We start from the raw sequence: 15,918 nt of genomic DNA, 5'->3' as shown, positions 1-15,918 counted from the left end.
CAAAGACCTCGCGCATACGACCGGTGTCATCGGCGTACGGCAAAATCGTGTGGTCCTGGCGCCCGGGGTCTGTGCGCCAAGTCTTGTGGTGATGTGAGCGGCCCAACCGGGCCCACGCGTCAGCCATCCGCAAGGCGACGGGGGCAATAGTGCATCGCTCCCCGGGGAGAGCACGACATAAGCCGTAAAGCCACTGCGCAGGGAAGGCCGGATGTTTGGCTTCACCTGTATGCCGCTGTGCAAATTCTTCGTTGCCACCTTTCGCACAGTGGACCGTGGGTGCCCGGCCGGCACCCGGTCTTCCCTGCGCCCTCTTTCAATTATGAGGGTGAGCAAGAAGCAAAGCTCGGGCGAGTCCGCCGCGAGGATGCGAAGGCGTGTCCGCGACCGAAATGCGAATTGAAGAACGCGCTGCCCACCACACACTCCGTCATTGCGAGCGCAGCGAAGCAATCCAGAGTCTTTCCGCGGAGGGATTCTGGATTGCTTCGCTGCGCTCGCAATGACGGTGTTGAGGCAGCTGTGTACCTGAACGTCTCGTGCCGCTGCAGAGCCGGGGCCATGTAGCAGCGAGTTCTGTACCTTGCTGGGTCCCGGCTCTGCGCCGCACCGCTTACGCGTCGCGTCCGGGACACGAGAGCAGCTTCGCGCAACCGTCACAGTCTCTAACGCCCACTAACCAACACCTGACTTAAAACTGTCATAATCGCTGAATGGAACCCGCGCCTGCGCGCTTTTTACATGTCGTTAAGCGCGCCTGCATTGGATGCGGCGGGAAAGTGCGTTGGGGACTGCAATGACTGCCGCGAAGAAGATGCCGGGAAAACCGGCCGCCGAAATGTTCGACGACATCCCGGTGCTTCAGCGCAAATGGCGTGCGGCGTTGAAGCCGGGCGAGCGGCTGCCGCGCTACGAGGACGTCATGCTCGGCAGTCTCGGGCGGCTTGCAGACCACATCGCGCTCTTGAAGAACGATGGCGTGCTCGAGCTGTCGCGCAGCGGACGCTACGTGCAGAAATGGCTCGGCGAGGAGCGCTGGGACATTCCCCTGGCCGAGCTGTCGCCCGATTGCGCCACGGCGCTGTCGGAAGCGGCGGCGAGCGCGCTGGCGGCCGGACGGCCGCACCTGGCGAGCGCGCATTGCGTGCGCGACGGAATGGTCAGAACCTACGACGTGCTGGCGCTGCCGACGTCCTCGCGCTGGGGCGCGACGTTGATCGGCGCCTATGTCAACGAGCGCGGCGCGCAGTACAATCTGCTCGACGCCATCTTTTCAGCGACCGAAGACGCGGTGGTCTCGCTGGCGACGCTGCGCGATGCCGCCGGCAAGCCGTTCGACCTTCAGGTCGTGCACCACAACAAGAGCGCGGGCGAGCTGCTGAAGGTTGCAGGCGCAAGCCTGTTGTGGCGGCGGATCGGCGAAGGCGGCACGCTGCTGGCCTTGCCCGAGGTGATGGAATTCCTGCTCAAGGCCGTGTCGGGCAGCCGCTGCGAGCAGCTCGAGCTCGAGAGCGAGGGGCGCTACCTCAGGCTCAGCGTCACGGCCTTTGCCGACGTGGTCTCGCTGACCATCTCCGATGTCACCGTCCTGAAGCGGCGCGATGCTTCGTTCCGCCTCCTGTTCGACAACAATCCAATGCCGATGTGGGTGTTCGACGCAGAGACCAAGGAGTTCCTCAGCGTCAACGACGCCGCGGTCCAGCACTACGGCTACAGCCGCGCGACCTTCCTGCGCATGAAGCTGCACGAGATATGGCCGGAGGACGAGTGGGACAGCCACGCCGCGGCGCTGGAGCGCCTCGGCGACGCCTACCACTCCTCGCGCAATTGGCGGCACTTGCGCGCCGACGGCAGCGAGATCGAGGTGCTCACCTTCGGCCGTCGCGTCGCCTTCGACGAGCGCGACGGCTATCTGGTGGCGGTGGTCGACATTACCGAACGGCGCAAGGCCGAAGCGCGCATCGCCTATATGGCGCATCATGACGGGCTCACCGACCTGCCGAACCGCGAACACTTCCAGGAGCGCCTGAAGCAGGCGCTGGACCAGGCCGCGGGAAAACGGGTCGGCGTGCTCTACATCGATCTCGACCTGTTCAAGAACATCAACGATTCCTTCGGTCATCCGGTGGGCGATCGCCTGTTGAAGCAGGTCGCCGAGCGCCTGACCATTGCGGTCCGCGGCACCAATCTCGCCGCGCGGCTCGGCGGCGACGAGTTCGCCGTCATCTTGGCTGCCGACGTCTCGCCGAACGAGGCCAGCGCCTGCGCGTCCCTGCTGATCGACATGCTGAAGGCGCCTTACGACGTCGACGGACAGGAGATGGTGATCGGCGCCAGCGTCGGCATCGCGCTGTCGCCGGGCGATGGCACCACGCCGGAAGAGTTGATGCGCAATGCCGACATGGCGCTGTACCGGGCCAAGGCCGACGGCGGCGGCGTGCACCACTTCTTCGAGCGTGAGATGGACCTCCAGGCGCAGAGGCGCCGCGACATGGAGCTGGATCTGCGCCGGGCATTCGCCAACGGCGAGTTCGAGCTGCACTATCAGCCGCTGGTGTCGATCGCCTCCGACCGCATCTCCGGCTTCGAGTCGCTGCTGCGCTGGCGTCATCCGGACAAGGGCATGATCTCGCCCGCGGAGTTCATCCCCGTCGCCGAAGACATCGGCCTGATCACCCAGCTCGGCGAATGGGTGCTGCGCGAAGCCTGCACCGAGGCGGTGAAATGGCCCGTCGACGTCAAGGTCGCCGTCAACCTGTCGCCGGCACAATTCCGCAGCCGCAACCTGGTCCAGGTCGTGATCTCGGCCCTGGCGCAGTCCGGCCTGTCGCCGAAGCGGCTCGAGCTCGAGATCACCGAGTCGATTTTCCTGGCCGAGACCGACGCCAATGTCGCCACCTTGCACCAATTACGCGAGCTCGGCGTCGGCATTTCCATGGACGATTTCGGCACCGGCTATTCCAGCCTGAGCTATCTCCGCAGCTTTCCGTTCGACAAGATCAAGATCGACCGCTCCTTCGTCAAGGATCTGGCCGAGCGGCCCGACTGCGGTGCGATCGTGCGCGCGATCTCGGGTTTGGGGCGCAGCCTCAATATCACCACGACCGCGGAGGGCGTGGAGACCGAGGATCAGCTCGACTGGCTGCGCGCCGAAGGCTGCAACGAGGTGCAGGGATTTCTGTTCAGCGCCGCGCGGCCGGCGGTCGAGCTCGGAAAGCTCCTCGCCGATTTCGGCCAGCGCACCTCACGGGCGGCGTAATGCGGGCGGATAGCAATCGTAGACCAGCGCCTTGAACGCGGGGGTAATGCGGCCGCGCTCGTTCTGGGTCTGCTGCATCATGACGTAGACCATGTCGAGCTTGGGATCGACGCCGAAATAGGTGCCGCTCCCCGAGTCCCATTTCAATTCGCCGAGCGAGCCCGGCGGGGGCGGTTTTGCATTGCCGGGATCGGTGCGCACCGCAAGGCCGTAGCCATAACCGAAGCCGTCGCCCGGAAAATAGAAATAGTCGCGTCCGACGCCGGAGCCCGGCCCGATCTGATCGGTCGTCATGGCCTTGAACGCGGCGGGGCTGAGATAGCGCCTGCCCTCGAACTCGCCGCCGTTGAGCAGCATCTGCGAGAAGCGCTGATAGTCGGTGATGGTCGAGAGCAGGCCGCCGCCGCCCGATTGCCATTCTGGATGGTCCAGGCGGTCGCGCTCGCCGGCGAGCAGGATTGAGTCGCTCGGCAGCGGCCGCGCCATCCGCGCCAGCTCGTCCTCGGTCGCGAGCGTAAATTTGGTGCTGTTCATGCCGAGCGGATCGAAGATGCGTGCTTTCAGGAAGTCGTACAGCGTCTGGCCCGAGATGATCTCGATGACGCTGCCGAGCACGTCGGTGGAATGGCCGTAGCGCCACAGCGTTCCGGGCTGCCGCGCCAGCGGCAGCTTGGCGATGCGATCGGCGAACTCCCTGTTGTTGAAGGGACCCTCGAAAATATTGGCGGCCTTGTAGGCGTGCTCGACCCATTCGCTGCCGATGTAATCGTAACTGATGCCCGAAGTATGCCGCAGCAGATCCTCGATGTTGACGGGGCGCTCAGGTGGGACGAAGTCGAGCTCCAGCTTGCCGTCGGGCCGGGTCACCTCGAGGCCGACCTTGGTCTCGGCAAACAGCGGGATGTATTTCGACACGGGGTCGGTCAGCGCAAGCTTGCCCTCGTCGATCAGCATCATCGCGCCAAGGCACGTGATCGGCTTGGTCATGGAGTGGATGGCGAAGATCGTGTCCGGCGTCATCGCAAGGCCGGTCCTGGTATCGCGCACGCCGAAGCACTTCAGATAAACCGGCTTGCCGTGCTGCTGCACCAAAATAACGGCGCCCGGCAGCCGGCCGCTTGCCACCTCGTTGTCGAAGAACGCCGTGATGCGGTCGAGCCCGTCGGGCGAGGGGGCGGGGATGTCCGCGGCCCGGGTTCGCGCCATCGTGCCGGCCAGCATGGCTGCCCCGACCAGAAATTCACGGCGTCTCATCCGCAGCTTCCTCCCCGGCGGGATCAAGCCGCAAGACGCTCGATGCGTCAACACAACATCGATTAAAATCGCGTCACGATGTCCGAAAGGGACGGGCGCGGACGGTCCTCGCTCGGCTTGGTCGGCGTGCCGACATGAATGAAGCCGGCGAGCTTCTCATCCGGCTTGAGGCCGAGGCCGTCGAGCACGTCGCGGTCGAACGAGAACCAGCCGGTCAGCCAGCAGGCGCCGTAGCCGAGCGCGGCGGCGGCGGTGACGATGTTCATGGCGCTGGCGCCCGCCGACAATTCCTGCTCGAACGCCGGCACCTTCGGGTGCGGCTTGGTGAAGCTGACGATGCCGATCACCAGCGGCGCGTCCATCAGGCGCTTGCGCTCGGTCTCGACGTCGGCCGCCGGCGCCCCCGGATTCTTCCTGGCGAAGACCCGCGCGATCACCTCGCCGGCCCGTGCACGGGCGTCGCCCTCGAAGATGATGAAGCGCCACGGCGCGAGCTTGCCGTGATCCGGCACGCGCGCCCCGATGGTGAGGATGGTCTCGAGCTCGGCCGCCGACGGGCCGGGCCCCGTCATCTCGCGCGGCTTGACCGAGCGGCGGGTCTTCAGGAGTTCGATGGCGTCGGGCACTGCGATATCCTCTTCAAATGGTCGGCGGGCGTGCCATGCCGAGATAAGCATGCACGCCCGCAACCGGAAGCGAATTTAGATCGATTCAGGGCTCAGACGGCGCCGCGGGCCCGCTTCACATCCGGCGGGGTCGCCTCGTCGACCAGGGCGGCGATCGCCTCGGCCGTGGTCATCACCTTCTGGCCGTCGCTGCCGAGCCGGCGGACCGAGACCGAATGCGTCTCGGCCTCTTTCTTGCCGACCACGAGCAGGGCCGGGATCTTGGCCAGCGAGTGCTCGCGGACCTTGTAGTTGATCTTTTCGTTGCGCAGGTCGATCTCGGCCCGAAGCCCGGCGCGCCGCGCCTGCTCCAGCACCACCTTGGCGTATTCGTCGCCTTCCGAGGTGATGGTGGTGACAACCGCCTGCACCGGCGAGAGCCAGAGCGGGAAGTTGCCGGCATAGTGCTCGATCAGGATGCCGATATAGCGCTCCATCGAGCCGCAGATCGCGCGGTGCACCATCACCGGCGGTTTCTTGCCGCCGTCATGGTCGATGTAGAACGCGCCGAACCGCTCCGGCAGGTTGAAGTCGACCTGCGTGGTGCCGCACTGCCAATCGCGACCGATGGCATCGCGCAGAACGTATTCGAACTTCGGTCCGTAGAACGCGCCTTCGCCCGGGTTGATCTCGGTCTTGATGTGATTGTTCTGCGACTGGATCTCGCGCAGCACCGTCGCCATCACGCGCTCGGCGTGATCCCACATCGCATCGGTGCCGACGCGTTTCTCCGGCCGGGTCGAGAGCTTCACCGTGAGGTCGCCGGTGAAGCCGAAATCGGCATAGGTCGACAGGATGAGATCGTTGATCTTCAGGCACTCCTCGGCGAGCTGATCCTCGGTGCAGAAGATGTGCGCGTCGTCCTGGGTGAAGCCGCGCACGCGCATCAGGCCGTGCATGGCGCCGGAGGGCTCGTAGCGGTGCACCACGCCGAACTCAGCGAGGCGCAAGGGCAGGTCGCGGTAGCTCTTCAGGCCGTGCTTGAAGATCTGGACGTGGCCAGGGCAGTTCATCGGCTTGAGCGCAAACCAGCGCTTGTCCTCGGCCTCGTCGCCGGCCGATTGCGCCGCGAACATGTTCTCGCGATACCAGCCCCAATGGCCCGAGGTCTCCCACAGCACCTTGTCGAGGATCTGCGGCGCGTTGACTTCGCTGTAATCGCCGGTCAGGCGACGGCGCATATAGGCGATCAGCTGCTGGAAGATGGTCCAGCCCTTCGGATGCCAGAACACGACGCCCGGACCTTCCTCCTGGAAGTGGAAGAGGTCGAGCTCGCGCCCGAGCTTGCGATGGTCGCGCTTCTCGGCTTCCTCGATCTGCTTGAGGTAGGCGTCGAGATCCTCCTGCTTGGCGAAGGCCGTACCATAGATGCGGGTCAGCATCGGGTTGTTGCTGTCGCCGCGCCAATAGGCGCCGGCCACCTTCATCAGCTTGAAGGCATTGCCGACCTTGCCGGTCGAGGTCATGTGCGGGCCGCGGCACAGGTCGAACCAGTCGCCCTGGTAGTAGATCTTGATCGGCTCGGTGCCGGGAATGGCGTCGACCAGCTCGACCTTGAAGGCCTCGCCCTTGTCGCGGAACACCTGCTTGGTCTTCTCGCGGTCCCAGACTTCCTTGGTGAAAGGCTTGTCGCGCGCGATGATCTCGCGCATCTTCTTCTCGATCGCGGCAAAGTCTTCCGGCGTGAACGGCTCGTTGCGGAAGAAGTCGTAATAGAAGCCGTTCTCGATCACGGGGCCGATCGTGACCTGGGTTCCCGGCCACAGCGTCTGCACCGCTTCCGCCAGCACGTGTGCGCAGTCGTGCCGGATCAATTCGAGCGCGCGCGGGTCGTCGCGATTGACGAACTCGATTCCAGCGTCGGCCTCGATGGGATCGTTGAGATCGGCAAGCGTGCCGTCGAGCGCCATGGCGACCGTGCGCTTGGCCAGCGACGGCGAGATGCCCTTGGCAATATCGAGGCCGGTGATGCCCTTGTCGAACTGACGCTTGGCGCCGTCGGGGAAGGTGAGGGTGACCTTGGCCGCGGGGGTCACGGGCTTCAAATTGGACAGGCTGTACTGGAAGCCGGACTCGGACTTGGGCTGGTCGGACATTGCTTTTCTCCTGGGGCTCACTCCTGCGAACGAGCGCAGGTAAGCGGGAACGAGCGATATATCAGGCGATTCGGCCTGTGCAATCCGGCATTTCCAAGAAAGTGGCGCGCAAAACCCGGGGCGGAGCCCGCAACTATTTGACGTTGTACCCTTTAACCGGTCGCAGGCCGCCGCTACATGCGCTTGCATGAAAAGCGCCCCAGCCGCCGGACGTTTCGCGCCAACCGCCCTGATGCTCGGCAATCTCGTGACCGGCTGCTCGGTCTTGGCGCCGGCGGGCATGCTGCCGGAATTGTCGGCGGGGCTCGGGATCAGCATCCACGCGGCCGGGCTCCTGATCACCTTCGGCGCGGTGACGCTGTGCGTCGGCTCGCCGCTGACGGCGTGGCTGACCAGCCGCATCGAACGGCGGACCCTGCTCGCCACGACGCTGGCCGTGCTCGCACTCGGCAATCTCGCCTCCGCGTTTGCGCCCGATTACACCAGCCTGCTGATCATTCGGCTCGCGATGCTCGCGGTCGGCTCGCTCTATACGCCGCAGGCCGCCGGCACGGCTGCGCTGATCGTGCCGGCGGAACGGCGCGGCAGCACCATTGCGTACCTCTTTCTCGGCTGGTCGCTCGCAGCCGCCGTCGGCCTGCCGCTGATCACCTTTATCGCCAGCCGCTACGGCTGGCGCGCGGCCTATGGCGGGGTCGGCGCGCTCGGCTGCGTCAGCTTGCTGCTGTTGCTGCTGCGTCTGCCGGCGGGTCTGCAGGGCGCACCGGTTGATCTGAAGACGTGGGCCGCCGTCGGCCGAAGCAGGACGATCCTGCTGCTGCTCGCGATCACGATGCTGCAAATGTCGGGGCAGTTCGTCGTGTTCACCTATATGGGCCCGCTGCTCAACAAGCTCACTGGCGCCGGTCCCGATGCGATCGGCTCGGTCTTCGCGCTGTACGGGATCTGCGGCTTCCTCGGCGTCGTCGTCGCCACGCGCATCGTCGACACTGCGGGGCCCTATCGCACCTCGTTGCTGTTCACCTGCCTGCTGCTTGCCGGGATGAGCGGGTGGGCCCTCGGCGCCGGCTCGCTCGTCATGATGGCGGGCGCGGTAGCGATCTGGGGCCTTGGCTTCGCCTCGACCAATTCGATGCAGCAGGTGCGGCTGGTCGCGGCTGCGCCGCCGCTCGCATCGGCCACCGTGGCGCTCAACACGTCCGTTCTCTATATCGGCCAGGCGGTTGGCTCCGCCGTCGGCGGGCTGCTGTTCGCCCGCGAGCTCCTGCACGCGCTCGGCTTCGTCGCGGTCGGTTTCGTCGTGCTGGCACTGATCCTGGTGGTCGTGACCCGGCCCCGGCGGGCGGCTGCCGCCACCGCCTGAACGCAGCAGGTCGTGCGCGCAAGGCGCTTGGCAAACCTCGCGCGGGAGCGGTAGAAGGCCGGCGTGGGGATCAAAGAGAGTTGACTGAGATGAGGATGATTCTGGCGGTTGCCGCGGTGCTCTATTCAGCCTCCGCATTTGCGCAGACCGAGAAGCCACCCATGGTGGGGGACAAGCCGCTGGTGCAGGTCAAGCCGAAAGGCGCCAAGGAGGCTGCCGCCGCTCCAAAGGGCAAGCCGCAATCGATCGCCGTCCGCCTCCAGGCCTGCCTCGAGATCGACGACGGTACCAAGGATCGCCTCAACTGCTACGACGCGGTGATCCCGCCGGCGCCGAAGCCGAAGCCGGCCAAGGCCAAGGGCTATGCCGACTGCCGCTTCTTCAAGGAAGAGGACGAGCGGCTGGCCTGCTTCAACGGCTTTGCCGAGAGCATTCCGAAGCTGCCCAGGAACTAATATTTGGAACTGATATCGAGACCTGATATCGGCCCGGCTAGGGATTTGTGGAGGCGACGCGCGTCAGCGCGAGCGACGGCGTCGCCGCCATCTTCACCAGCACGTCCTTGAGCGGATCGCGCGTCCAAGCGCGGGTGACATAGTCGCGATGGGTGATGCCCTCGCCGGTCTCCACGAACACCACGCTGCCGGGTCGTAGCGGCCCGTCCATGTCCTCGGCGACGCTGATGCCCTTCTGGCGGAGCATGCTCATCAGCTCGCGGTCGCGCCGCGCGGTGTGGCGGGTGTAGGCGCTGACGAAGAAGCCGGAACGGTGGTTCTCGATCCAGGACGCGAATTTGTCCATCTCGCCATAGACGGCATCGAGCAGCACCACGCCGCGCACGCGGTCGCTGATGCCGCCGACCTCCAGGCTCCAGGCTGTCGGCAGGAAGCCGCCGCTATAGCCGACGATCACGATCGGCATGTTGGCGAAGGCGCGCGCGCTGTTGGGATCGCCGGTGAGGCGCGCAAGATGGTCGGCCGATTCCGCCATGAAGCGCTTGAAGCCGCCCGGCTGCCAGAATTTTCCGGCGCTGGAATCGGCGGCGTCGACCGCCATCTGCGGCGCAAGCAGGATCGCATTGGCGCCGGAATCGGTGACCTGTTTCGGCACCATCTGCCGGTCGCGGACGTCGCGCTCGAGCGTTGCGCCATTGCCGTGGAAGAACACCACGATCACGCCCGGCTTGCGCAGGTCGAAATGCTCGGGCACGTGCGCCAGCACGCGGCTGTCGTTGTAGGTCTCGTCCTGCCAGTAGACGCGGCCGGAATAGCTGCGGTGGCCGCGGCGGTCGCCTTTGGAAATGTTGAGGAAGGGCGCGTCGGAAGCGGGGTTGTTGCCGAAATAGGGGAAGGCCGACGACTTCATGCTGACGAGCGTCGTCAGATCCTCGCGGGCGGGGCGCTTGTACGGGACTTGCGGCTCGAGCGACGCCACCTTGTAGGACGCCTGCTCCGGTATCTGTCGCTGGACCGCGCTCTTGGGCGAAAGGTCCGACATCTGCCGTTGCAGGAAGCTTTCACTCGCCGAGGGAAAGCGCTCCCTAAACTGCGGGGCAGGGAAGCGATCCTCGAACGTGTCGCCGCTTGCCACGCGCGCGTTCGAGGTCTGCGAATTGGTCTTGGCGACCACCTGGACATTCGCCTGGGAGTTCGCCGCCAACGCCGCCGGATCCGGCGCCTTGCCGCATTGAACCAGCGTCAGCGACAACGGCACCATGACTGAGATCAGACCGGCCCGGAGCGCACGATCATGCCGATCGGACGGTGTCCGATCGGCACGATCATCAGCTCTCAGTTTAGGAGCGGCCCCGGCCATCCACCCTTGACCCCAAAGTCACGACCCAAGTCTTACATCCCAGGTCACACGTCCAAGTCACACGTCCAAGTCACACGTCCATCGGCAATCTTGAAACAATTGAGCGGACTGGCGTTTAGGCGACGTTAAGCGTCCGGAGAAACTTCCCCACATCCGGAACGCTCGAAAGGACCATGCAATCGTGTCCTGATTGTGGGGGAGCGGAACGGGCAATTCCGGGTGCATCCAGAGATATCGTCCAAAGAAGAGTCTAGGCGGTGGTCTGGTACCTGCCTCCGTTGCCTCATTTAACCCTTGTTAACCCTGCTTGAATTGACTGGGCCAAAGTGCACGATGGGCCCCACGAGGCGAAGCGCCTGAGGTCAAGGACCCTGATGACGGCATCAGATGCGGGTACCCCGCCCTGGACGGACCGGCTGACCGGGAGGGGGGCCGGGGTTTCTGTTCCGGTCGCCACCGCCATCGTCGTGGCCGACATGATTGGGGTCGGCGTCTTCACCAGCCTCGGCTTCCAGGTCAAGGACATCCCGTCCGGCTTCTCGATCCTGCTCCTCTGGACGGTTGGCGGCGTCGTCGCGCTGTGCGGTGTGTTCGCGTACAGCGAGTTGGGCGCGATGTTTCCGCGCTCGAGCGGCGAGTACAATTTCCTCGGCCGCGCCTACCACCCGGCCTTCGGCTTCCTCGCCGGCTGGGTGTCGGCCACGGTCGGATTCGCAGCGCCGGTCGCGCTCGCCGCGATGGCGTTCGGGGAATATGCCAAGTCGGTCGTACCCGATCTGCCGGCGATTCCGCTCGCCATCGGCGTGGTGTGGCTGGTTTCGCTGGTGCAACTGACCGGCGTCAGGCACTCATCCACATTCCAGTTGATCTCGACCGTCCTCAAGGTCGTGCTGATCGTCGCCTTCCTGGTCGCCGGCTTCGTCATCGCCGTGCCGCAGCCGATCAGCTTCACGCCGCAGCCCGGCGATATCGCTCACATCGTCAGCGCGCCGTTCGCCATCGGGCTCGTCTTCGTGATGTATTCGTTCTCGGGCTGGAATGCCGCCACCTACATCATCGGCGAGATGAAGACGCCGCAACGGAACCTGCCGCGCGCGCTGCTCGCGGGCACGCTGATCGTGCTCGTGCTGTATGTCGCGCTGAACGCGGTCTTTCTCCATTCGACGCCGGTCAGCGCGCTCGCCGGCCAGCTCGACGTCGCAAGTGTCGCCGGCACCGCCATCTTCGGCAGTCTCGGCGGTCGGATCGTCGGCGCCATGATTTGCTTCGGTCTGATCTCTTCGATCAGCGCGATGATGTGGATCGGCCCGCGCGTGATGATGACGATGGGGGAGGACATTCCCGCCTTGCGCGTTTTCTCCAAACGGTCGGTGAGCGGCGCGCCGGCCTATGCCATCCTGTTCCAACTGGCCATCGCCAATCTTCTGCTGTTCACGCGCAGCTTCGAGGCGGTGCTCGATTTCATCCAGTTCGCGCTGTTGTTCTGCTCGTTCTTCACGGTCGCTGGCGTCATCAAGCTGCGTATCACCGATCCCGATCTGCCGCGGCCCTATCGCGCTTGGGGATACCCGTTCACGCCGCTCGTGTTTCTGCTCGTGACCGCGTTCATGATGTACTACCTTCTGACGGAGCGGCCGCTTCAGTCGCTGTCGGGAATGCTCGTCATGCTCTCCGGCCTTTTGATTTACGCTGTTTTCCGCAGGCGGCCCGTCGTCGCTGCCGCATCACCGCATCCCGAATAGACATGCTCCGCCCCCTGAGAATTGCGGCTGTTGCTTTCGTCCTCCTGGCTACGGCCGTCTCGTCCGCGCGTGCCGCAGACGTCACCTTCGATGACACGGCGCGCTTCCTTGCGGGCATGCAGCCTTCGGCGGACTCGCCGCTGGTGCCGCTCACCAGGGACCCGGCCTGGCAGCGTCACGCCAAATTCTTCGACGGCGCCTTCGCTCAGCTCGAGCAGCGTCAGCTCTCGAAGATCCGCAGCTGGGCCGACCTCAATCTGGCCGCGCCCCGACCGACCATGTTCTATTTGTTCAGCGGCCCCGATTTCCTCTACGCCGACGCCTTCCATTCCAAGGCCAGCACCTACGTGCTCGGCGCGCTGGAGCCGGTCGGCGCGGTGCCCGATTTGACGCGGCTGCCGCGCGGTTCGGTCGGCGCTGCGCTCTATAACGTCGAACGCTCGCTTGGCTCGATCCTGAGCTTCTCGTTCTTCATCACCAAGCAGATGAAGGTCGACCTGAGCGCCAACCAGGTGAACGGCACCCTGCCGATCCTCTATGTCTTTCTCGCCCGCTCCGGCAAGAACATCCGCAACGTGGAGATGGTCGCGCTCGACGACAAGGGCGGGCTACATGTCGGCGGCGACAATCCCGGACGGAACGCGACGCGCGGCGTCCGCATCAGCTTTGCCGGCAGCGACGGGGAAGCGCGTACGCTGTATTATTTCGCGACCGACCTCTCAAATTCCGGCGCACGTGCCACGGGCTTCCTGAAATTCTGCGAGACGCTCGGGCCCGGCAACAGCCTGCTCAAGAGTGCGTCCTACCTGTTGCACTCCGGCAATTTCACCGTCGCACGCGACTGGTTGCTCGCCAACAGCGCCACCATCATCCAGGACGATTCCGGCATTCCGCTTGCGAACTACAATGCGCGGCAATGGAGGTTCTTCCCGTTCGGCCGCTATCTCGGCCCCATCGACGAATTCCCCGGCCGCTACCAGGAGCGCTACGCCGAGCTGTTCACGCGTGCCCAGCCGATCGATTTCGGCGTCGGCTATCGCTGGCGCATGCGTGAATCGAATTTGCTGCTGGCGGTGAAGGTGCCGGGCAGCGAGACCGCACCGGCTGCAGAGACCACTTCGGCCGCCGAGCCGGCGCCAAAGCCGCCGCGCCCGAAGCGGCTACGACCGCCGGAGTCGATCCCTCCGTCACAGGGACGGTTCTACTGGTTCCGATGACTACCAATGCACGCTCTGGCTCGGCACGATGAACGTCGTCGTGCTCGGCTGTGTCGCAAGGCTTCTCTCAAGATACCAGCCTGAGCCGAGGACGAGCGCAAGCAAAGCGATGATGGCGAGCAGGTCGATGGTTCTTGGATCGTGCGCCCTGTGATCGAGATTCGGACCGGGCTTGACGTGAAAATGCGGGCTGATTTTCCAGCGCATTGTTGTTTCCTCCCGTGGGGAGCATCAAAACAACGCGGGCGGAAAGTCTAAGGTTCCGGTCAGGGCGGCGCTGTTCAGAGCACCGCAAGTCAGGGCGCGTTAACTCCGCGCCAGCGGCCATAGCGCCAGGGCTGATACCAGCGTGCGCCTTTGGGCGCGGTGAGGGGCACATTGTCGATGCCGGACGTGCCGAAGGGATGGCAACGGAGCAGGCGCGCGAGCGTCATCCAGCCGCCGGCCCACAGCCCGAACCGTTCGATCGCCTCATCGCCATAGGCGGAGCAGGTCGGCAGATGCCGGCAGTTGTACCCGACCAGAGGCGACAGCGTATGGCGATACACCCAGATCAGCCCACGGCCGAATCTGCGCGGCAGCCGGAGCACACCATCGACCGAACTGGAACAGCGCTGGCAGGCTGAATGCTTCATGGGCGCTTTGCTGCGACCTTAGGCGCGATGTTGCATAGTTCCGGGGCAGGGAACCGTAAGCTATTGTTTCCGCGCCATATTTTGCGTGTTTTTTGGGAGCACTGCAGCAAGTATCTGTGGACGATCTGTATTCGCCCGGATACCATTTTTATGACGGCCGTGTGTAGAAACATACGCCTGTATGATGGACTCAGATAGCGCTACCGGGGAATGTTTGGTGGCTTGGGGCTTGGGGCTTGGGGAAGGAACCAGATTGAGACTTCTGAACTCCCTTAATCTTCGCGGCTGGTTGCTGGTGGGAACCGCCGTTTGTGGGGTCGCGCTGGCAGGTGCCGTCGCGACATTCGGATCGTCGGCCCGCGCAGGCGCTGTTCTCGAAGAGCGCAAGCTGCCGATGAAGTTCAGCTGGGTCGCCTGCGAGCCGAACTGCCGCGGCTGGATCAGTGCGGTCGGCATCATCACCGCCGATACGCCCAAAGAATTCGAAGAGTTTTCGCGGGGCCGCCAGCTCGGCGGCGCCACCGTAGTGCTCGATTCCAGCGGCGGCTCCGTCAATGACGCGATCACGCTCGGCCGGCGCTTCCGCAATCTCGGGCTTTTGACCACGGTCGGCGTGAGCCTCCGCGGCGGGCCGTCGACACGGCCGGCCGTCGCGCCGGAAGCGTATTGCGAGTCCATGTGCGCGTTCCTGCTGCTGGCCGGCAAGAAGCGGTACGTGCCGGAAGCCGCTCATGTCCGGGTTCACCAGATCTGGATGGGCGACCGCGCCGACGATGCCAAGGCGGCGAGTTATAGCGCACAGGACCTGATGATCGTGGAGCGCGACATCGGTCGCCTAGCCAAATACACCTTCGATATGGGTGGCGCCGGGGATCTGCTGTCGCTTGCGCTCAGCGTCCCGCCCTGGGAGGACCTGCACGAGCTCGATGCCGGCGAGCTCAAGCTCACCAATCTGGTTACGACCGATCTCGTGGCTGACGTGCTCCCGCACGTGGATATCTCGGCGCCGGCAATGGCGGAGCTTGCACCGAAGACGCAGGCGAGGTTCGGCGCGGAACCGGAGCAGGCTTCCAAGTCGACCAAGACGGCGGAAGCCGTGGTGCCGACCGGTAGTGTTGCCACGCCGGCTGCTGCGACGGCGCCGAAGTAAGCTCTTAAATATCGGCAGTCATCCCCGGGGCGCGCGTCAGCGCGAACCTTGGTAAGCAAGTGCGTACCTGAGGTACGCAGGTTCGCCCGGAATGACGAAGAGGGGGTCAGCCTTGCGCTGCGGCGGGCTGCTTGGTTCTGGCCTCGATCTGGCCGATGGCATCAACCACGGCATCGAAGGTGAGAAGCGTCGAGGCATGGCGCGCCTTGTAGTCGCGGACCGGCTCGAGGAACTTGATCTCCTCCCATTTGCCTTGAGGAGGCGCACCATTCTCCTTCAGCATCTTGCGAACGGTTTCGCGTAACTCACGGAGTTCGCTCGCAGTCGAGCCGACCACGTGACTTGCCATGATGGATGAAGAGGCCTGGCCCAAGGCGCAGGCCTTCACGTCATGGGCGAAGTCGGTGACGGTGTCCCCGTTCATCTTGAGATCGACCTTCACGGTCGAGCCGCACAGCTTGGAATGGGCGGTGGCGGAGGCATCGGGGTCCGCCAACCGTCCGAGCCGCGGAATATTCCCGGCCAGCTCGATGATCCGCTTGTTGTAAATGTCGTTCAGCATGTGATGGAGTCCAACGCGTCCACACCCGCTTCCAGCCGGATCGGCCTTGGCGGGCGCCGCCCACGGTCCTATATAGGGGCGGAACTGGTGGAAAAACAGTCCAGGGATGCGGTGGCGGTGATCCAGATCTAGGCTGCCGGCGTTGTGACCTCGGGACTTT

13 protein-coding genes are annotated in these 15,918 nt (G+C 64.6%); 6 read left to right on the top strand and 7 right to left on the bottom strand.

The genetic code is table 11. From position 1 onward, the window contains the following. Nucleotides 1-796 precede the first annotated feature (796 nt). Nucleotides 797-3,259 (top strand): putative bifunctional diguanylate cyclase/phosphodiesterase, encoded by a 2,463-nt coding sequence (locus ACVWYQ_RS09150; protein ID WP_456725581.1) that lies wholly within the window; start codon nucleotides 797-799, stop codon nucleotides 3,257-3,259. On the opposite strand, the gene ACVWYQ_RS09145 is transcribed toward ACVWYQ_RS09150, so the two are convergent. The 3 genes from ACVWYQ_RS09145 to thrS form a co-directional block, all read right to left on the bottom strand. Further along, nucleotides 3,245-4,513 carry a serine hydrolase domain-containing protein gene (locus ACVWYQ_RS09145; protein WP_404651139.1) on the bottom strand — a complete coding sequence of 423 codons (1,269 nt, stop codon included), beginning with the start codon at nucleotides 4,511-4,513 and terminating at the stop codon, nucleotides 3,245-3,247. The genes ACVWYQ_RS09150 and ACVWYQ_RS09145 overlap by 15 nt on opposite strands. Nucleotides 4,514-4,575: 62 nt before the next feature. Further along, the gene (locus tag ACVWYQ_RS09140; protein ID WP_271544669.1) at nucleotides 4,576-5,139 is read right to left on the bottom strand and encodes a nitroreductase family protein; all 564 of its coding nucleotides are present in this window, start codon (nucleotides 5,137-5,139) and stop codon (nucleotides 4,576-4,578) included. 92 nt (nucleotides 5,140-5,231) lie between these two features. Then, nucleotides 5,232-7,274, bottom strand: coding sequence for a threonine--tRNA ligase (thrS, locus tag ACVWYQ_RS09135; RefSeq protein ID WP_404651141.1), 2,043 nt, complete (start codon nucleotides 7,272-7,274; stop codon nucleotides 5,232-5,234). A gap of 187 nt (nucleotides 7,275-7,461) precedes the next feature. Between thrS and ACVWYQ_RS09130 the strand changes: the two genes are divergently transcribed. Together ACVWYQ_RS09130 and ACVWYQ_RS09125 are read left to right on the top strand one after the other, a co-directional pair. Continuing rightward, the gene (locus ACVWYQ_RS09130) at nucleotides 7,462-8,637 is read left to right on the top strand and encodes an MFS transporter (protein WP_456725580.1); all 1,176 of its coding nucleotides are present in this window, start codon (nucleotides 7,462-7,464) and stop codon (nucleotides 8,635-8,637) included. Between the two features lie 89 nt (nucleotides 8,638-8,726). Next, nucleotides 8,727-9,092 carry a hypothetical protein gene (locus ACVWYQ_RS09125; protein ID WP_157280621.1) on the top strand — a complete coding sequence of 122 codons (366 nt, stop codon included), beginning with the start codon at nucleotides 8,727-8,729 and terminating at the stop codon, nucleotides 9,090-9,092. A 37-nt stretch (nucleotides 9,093-9,129) separates the two neighbouring features. Here ACVWYQ_RS09125 and ACVWYQ_RS09120 read toward each other — a convergent pair whose 3' ends face one another. Then, nucleotides 9,130-10,452, bottom strand: coding sequence for an alpha/beta hydrolase (locus ACVWYQ_RS09120; protein WP_456725579.1), 1,323 nt, complete (start codon nucleotides 10,450-10,452; stop codon nucleotides 9,130-9,132). 374 nt (nucleotides 10,453-10,826) lie between these two features. On the opposite strand from ACVWYQ_RS09120, the gene ACVWYQ_RS09115 reads away from it, so the two are divergent. Together ACVWYQ_RS09115 and ACVWYQ_RS09110 are read left to right on the top strand one after the other, a co-directional pair. Next, entirely contained in the window at nucleotides 10,827-12,194 is a 1,368-nt protein-coding gene (locus ACVWYQ_RS09115) for an APC family permease (protein WP_404540187.1), read from the top strand. A 2-nt stretch (nucleotides 12,195-12,196) separates the two neighbouring features. After that, complete coding sequence (locus ACVWYQ_RS09110; protein WP_404540190.1) at nucleotides 12,197-13,411, top strand: hypothetical protein; 1,215 nt, start codon at nucleotides 12,197-12,199, stop codon at nucleotides 13,409-13,411. Here ACVWYQ_RS09110 and ACVWYQ_RS09105 read toward each other — a convergent pair whose 3' ends face one another. Then, the gene (locus tag ACVWYQ_RS09105; RefSeq protein ID WP_036044035.1) at nucleotides 13,412-13,618 is read right to left on the bottom strand and encodes a hypothetical protein; all 207 of its coding nucleotides are present in this window, start codon (nucleotides 13,616-13,618) and stop codon (nucleotides 13,412-13,414) included. Nucleotides 13,619-13,707: 89 nt separating this feature from the next. Continuing rightward, complete coding sequence (yidD, locus tag ACVWYQ_RS09100) at nucleotides 13,708-14,046, bottom strand: membrane protein insertion efficiency factor YidD (RefSeq protein WP_271544655.1); 339 nt, start codon at nucleotides 14,044-14,046, stop codon at nucleotides 13,708-13,710. Nucleotides 14,047-14,299: 253 nt separating this feature from the next. Here yidD and ACVWYQ_RS09095 point away from each other — a divergent pair, with 253 nt between their 5' ends. Then, nucleotides 14,300-15,196, top strand: a complete 897-nt coding sequence (locus ACVWYQ_RS09095) for a COG3904 family protein (RefSeq protein WP_275499012.1) — start codon at nucleotides 14,300-14,302, stop codon at nucleotides 15,194-15,196. Nucleotides 15,197-15,302: 106 nt separating this feature from the next. Here ACVWYQ_RS09095 and ACVWYQ_RS09090 read toward each other — a convergent pair whose 3' ends face one another. After that, nucleotides 15,303-15,758, bottom strand: coding sequence for an iron-sulfur cluster assembly scaffold protein (locus ACVWYQ_RS09090; protein WP_036044037.1), 456 nt, complete (start codon nucleotides 15,756-15,758; stop codon nucleotides 15,303-15,305). Between the last annotated feature and the right edge of the window lie 160 nt (nucleotides 15,759-15,918).

This window comes from Bradyrhizobium sp. USDA 3397, assembly GCF_054060965.1.
Note: the sequence above shows the minus strand (reverse complement) of the source record. Positions and strands in the feature narration are given on the sequence as shown.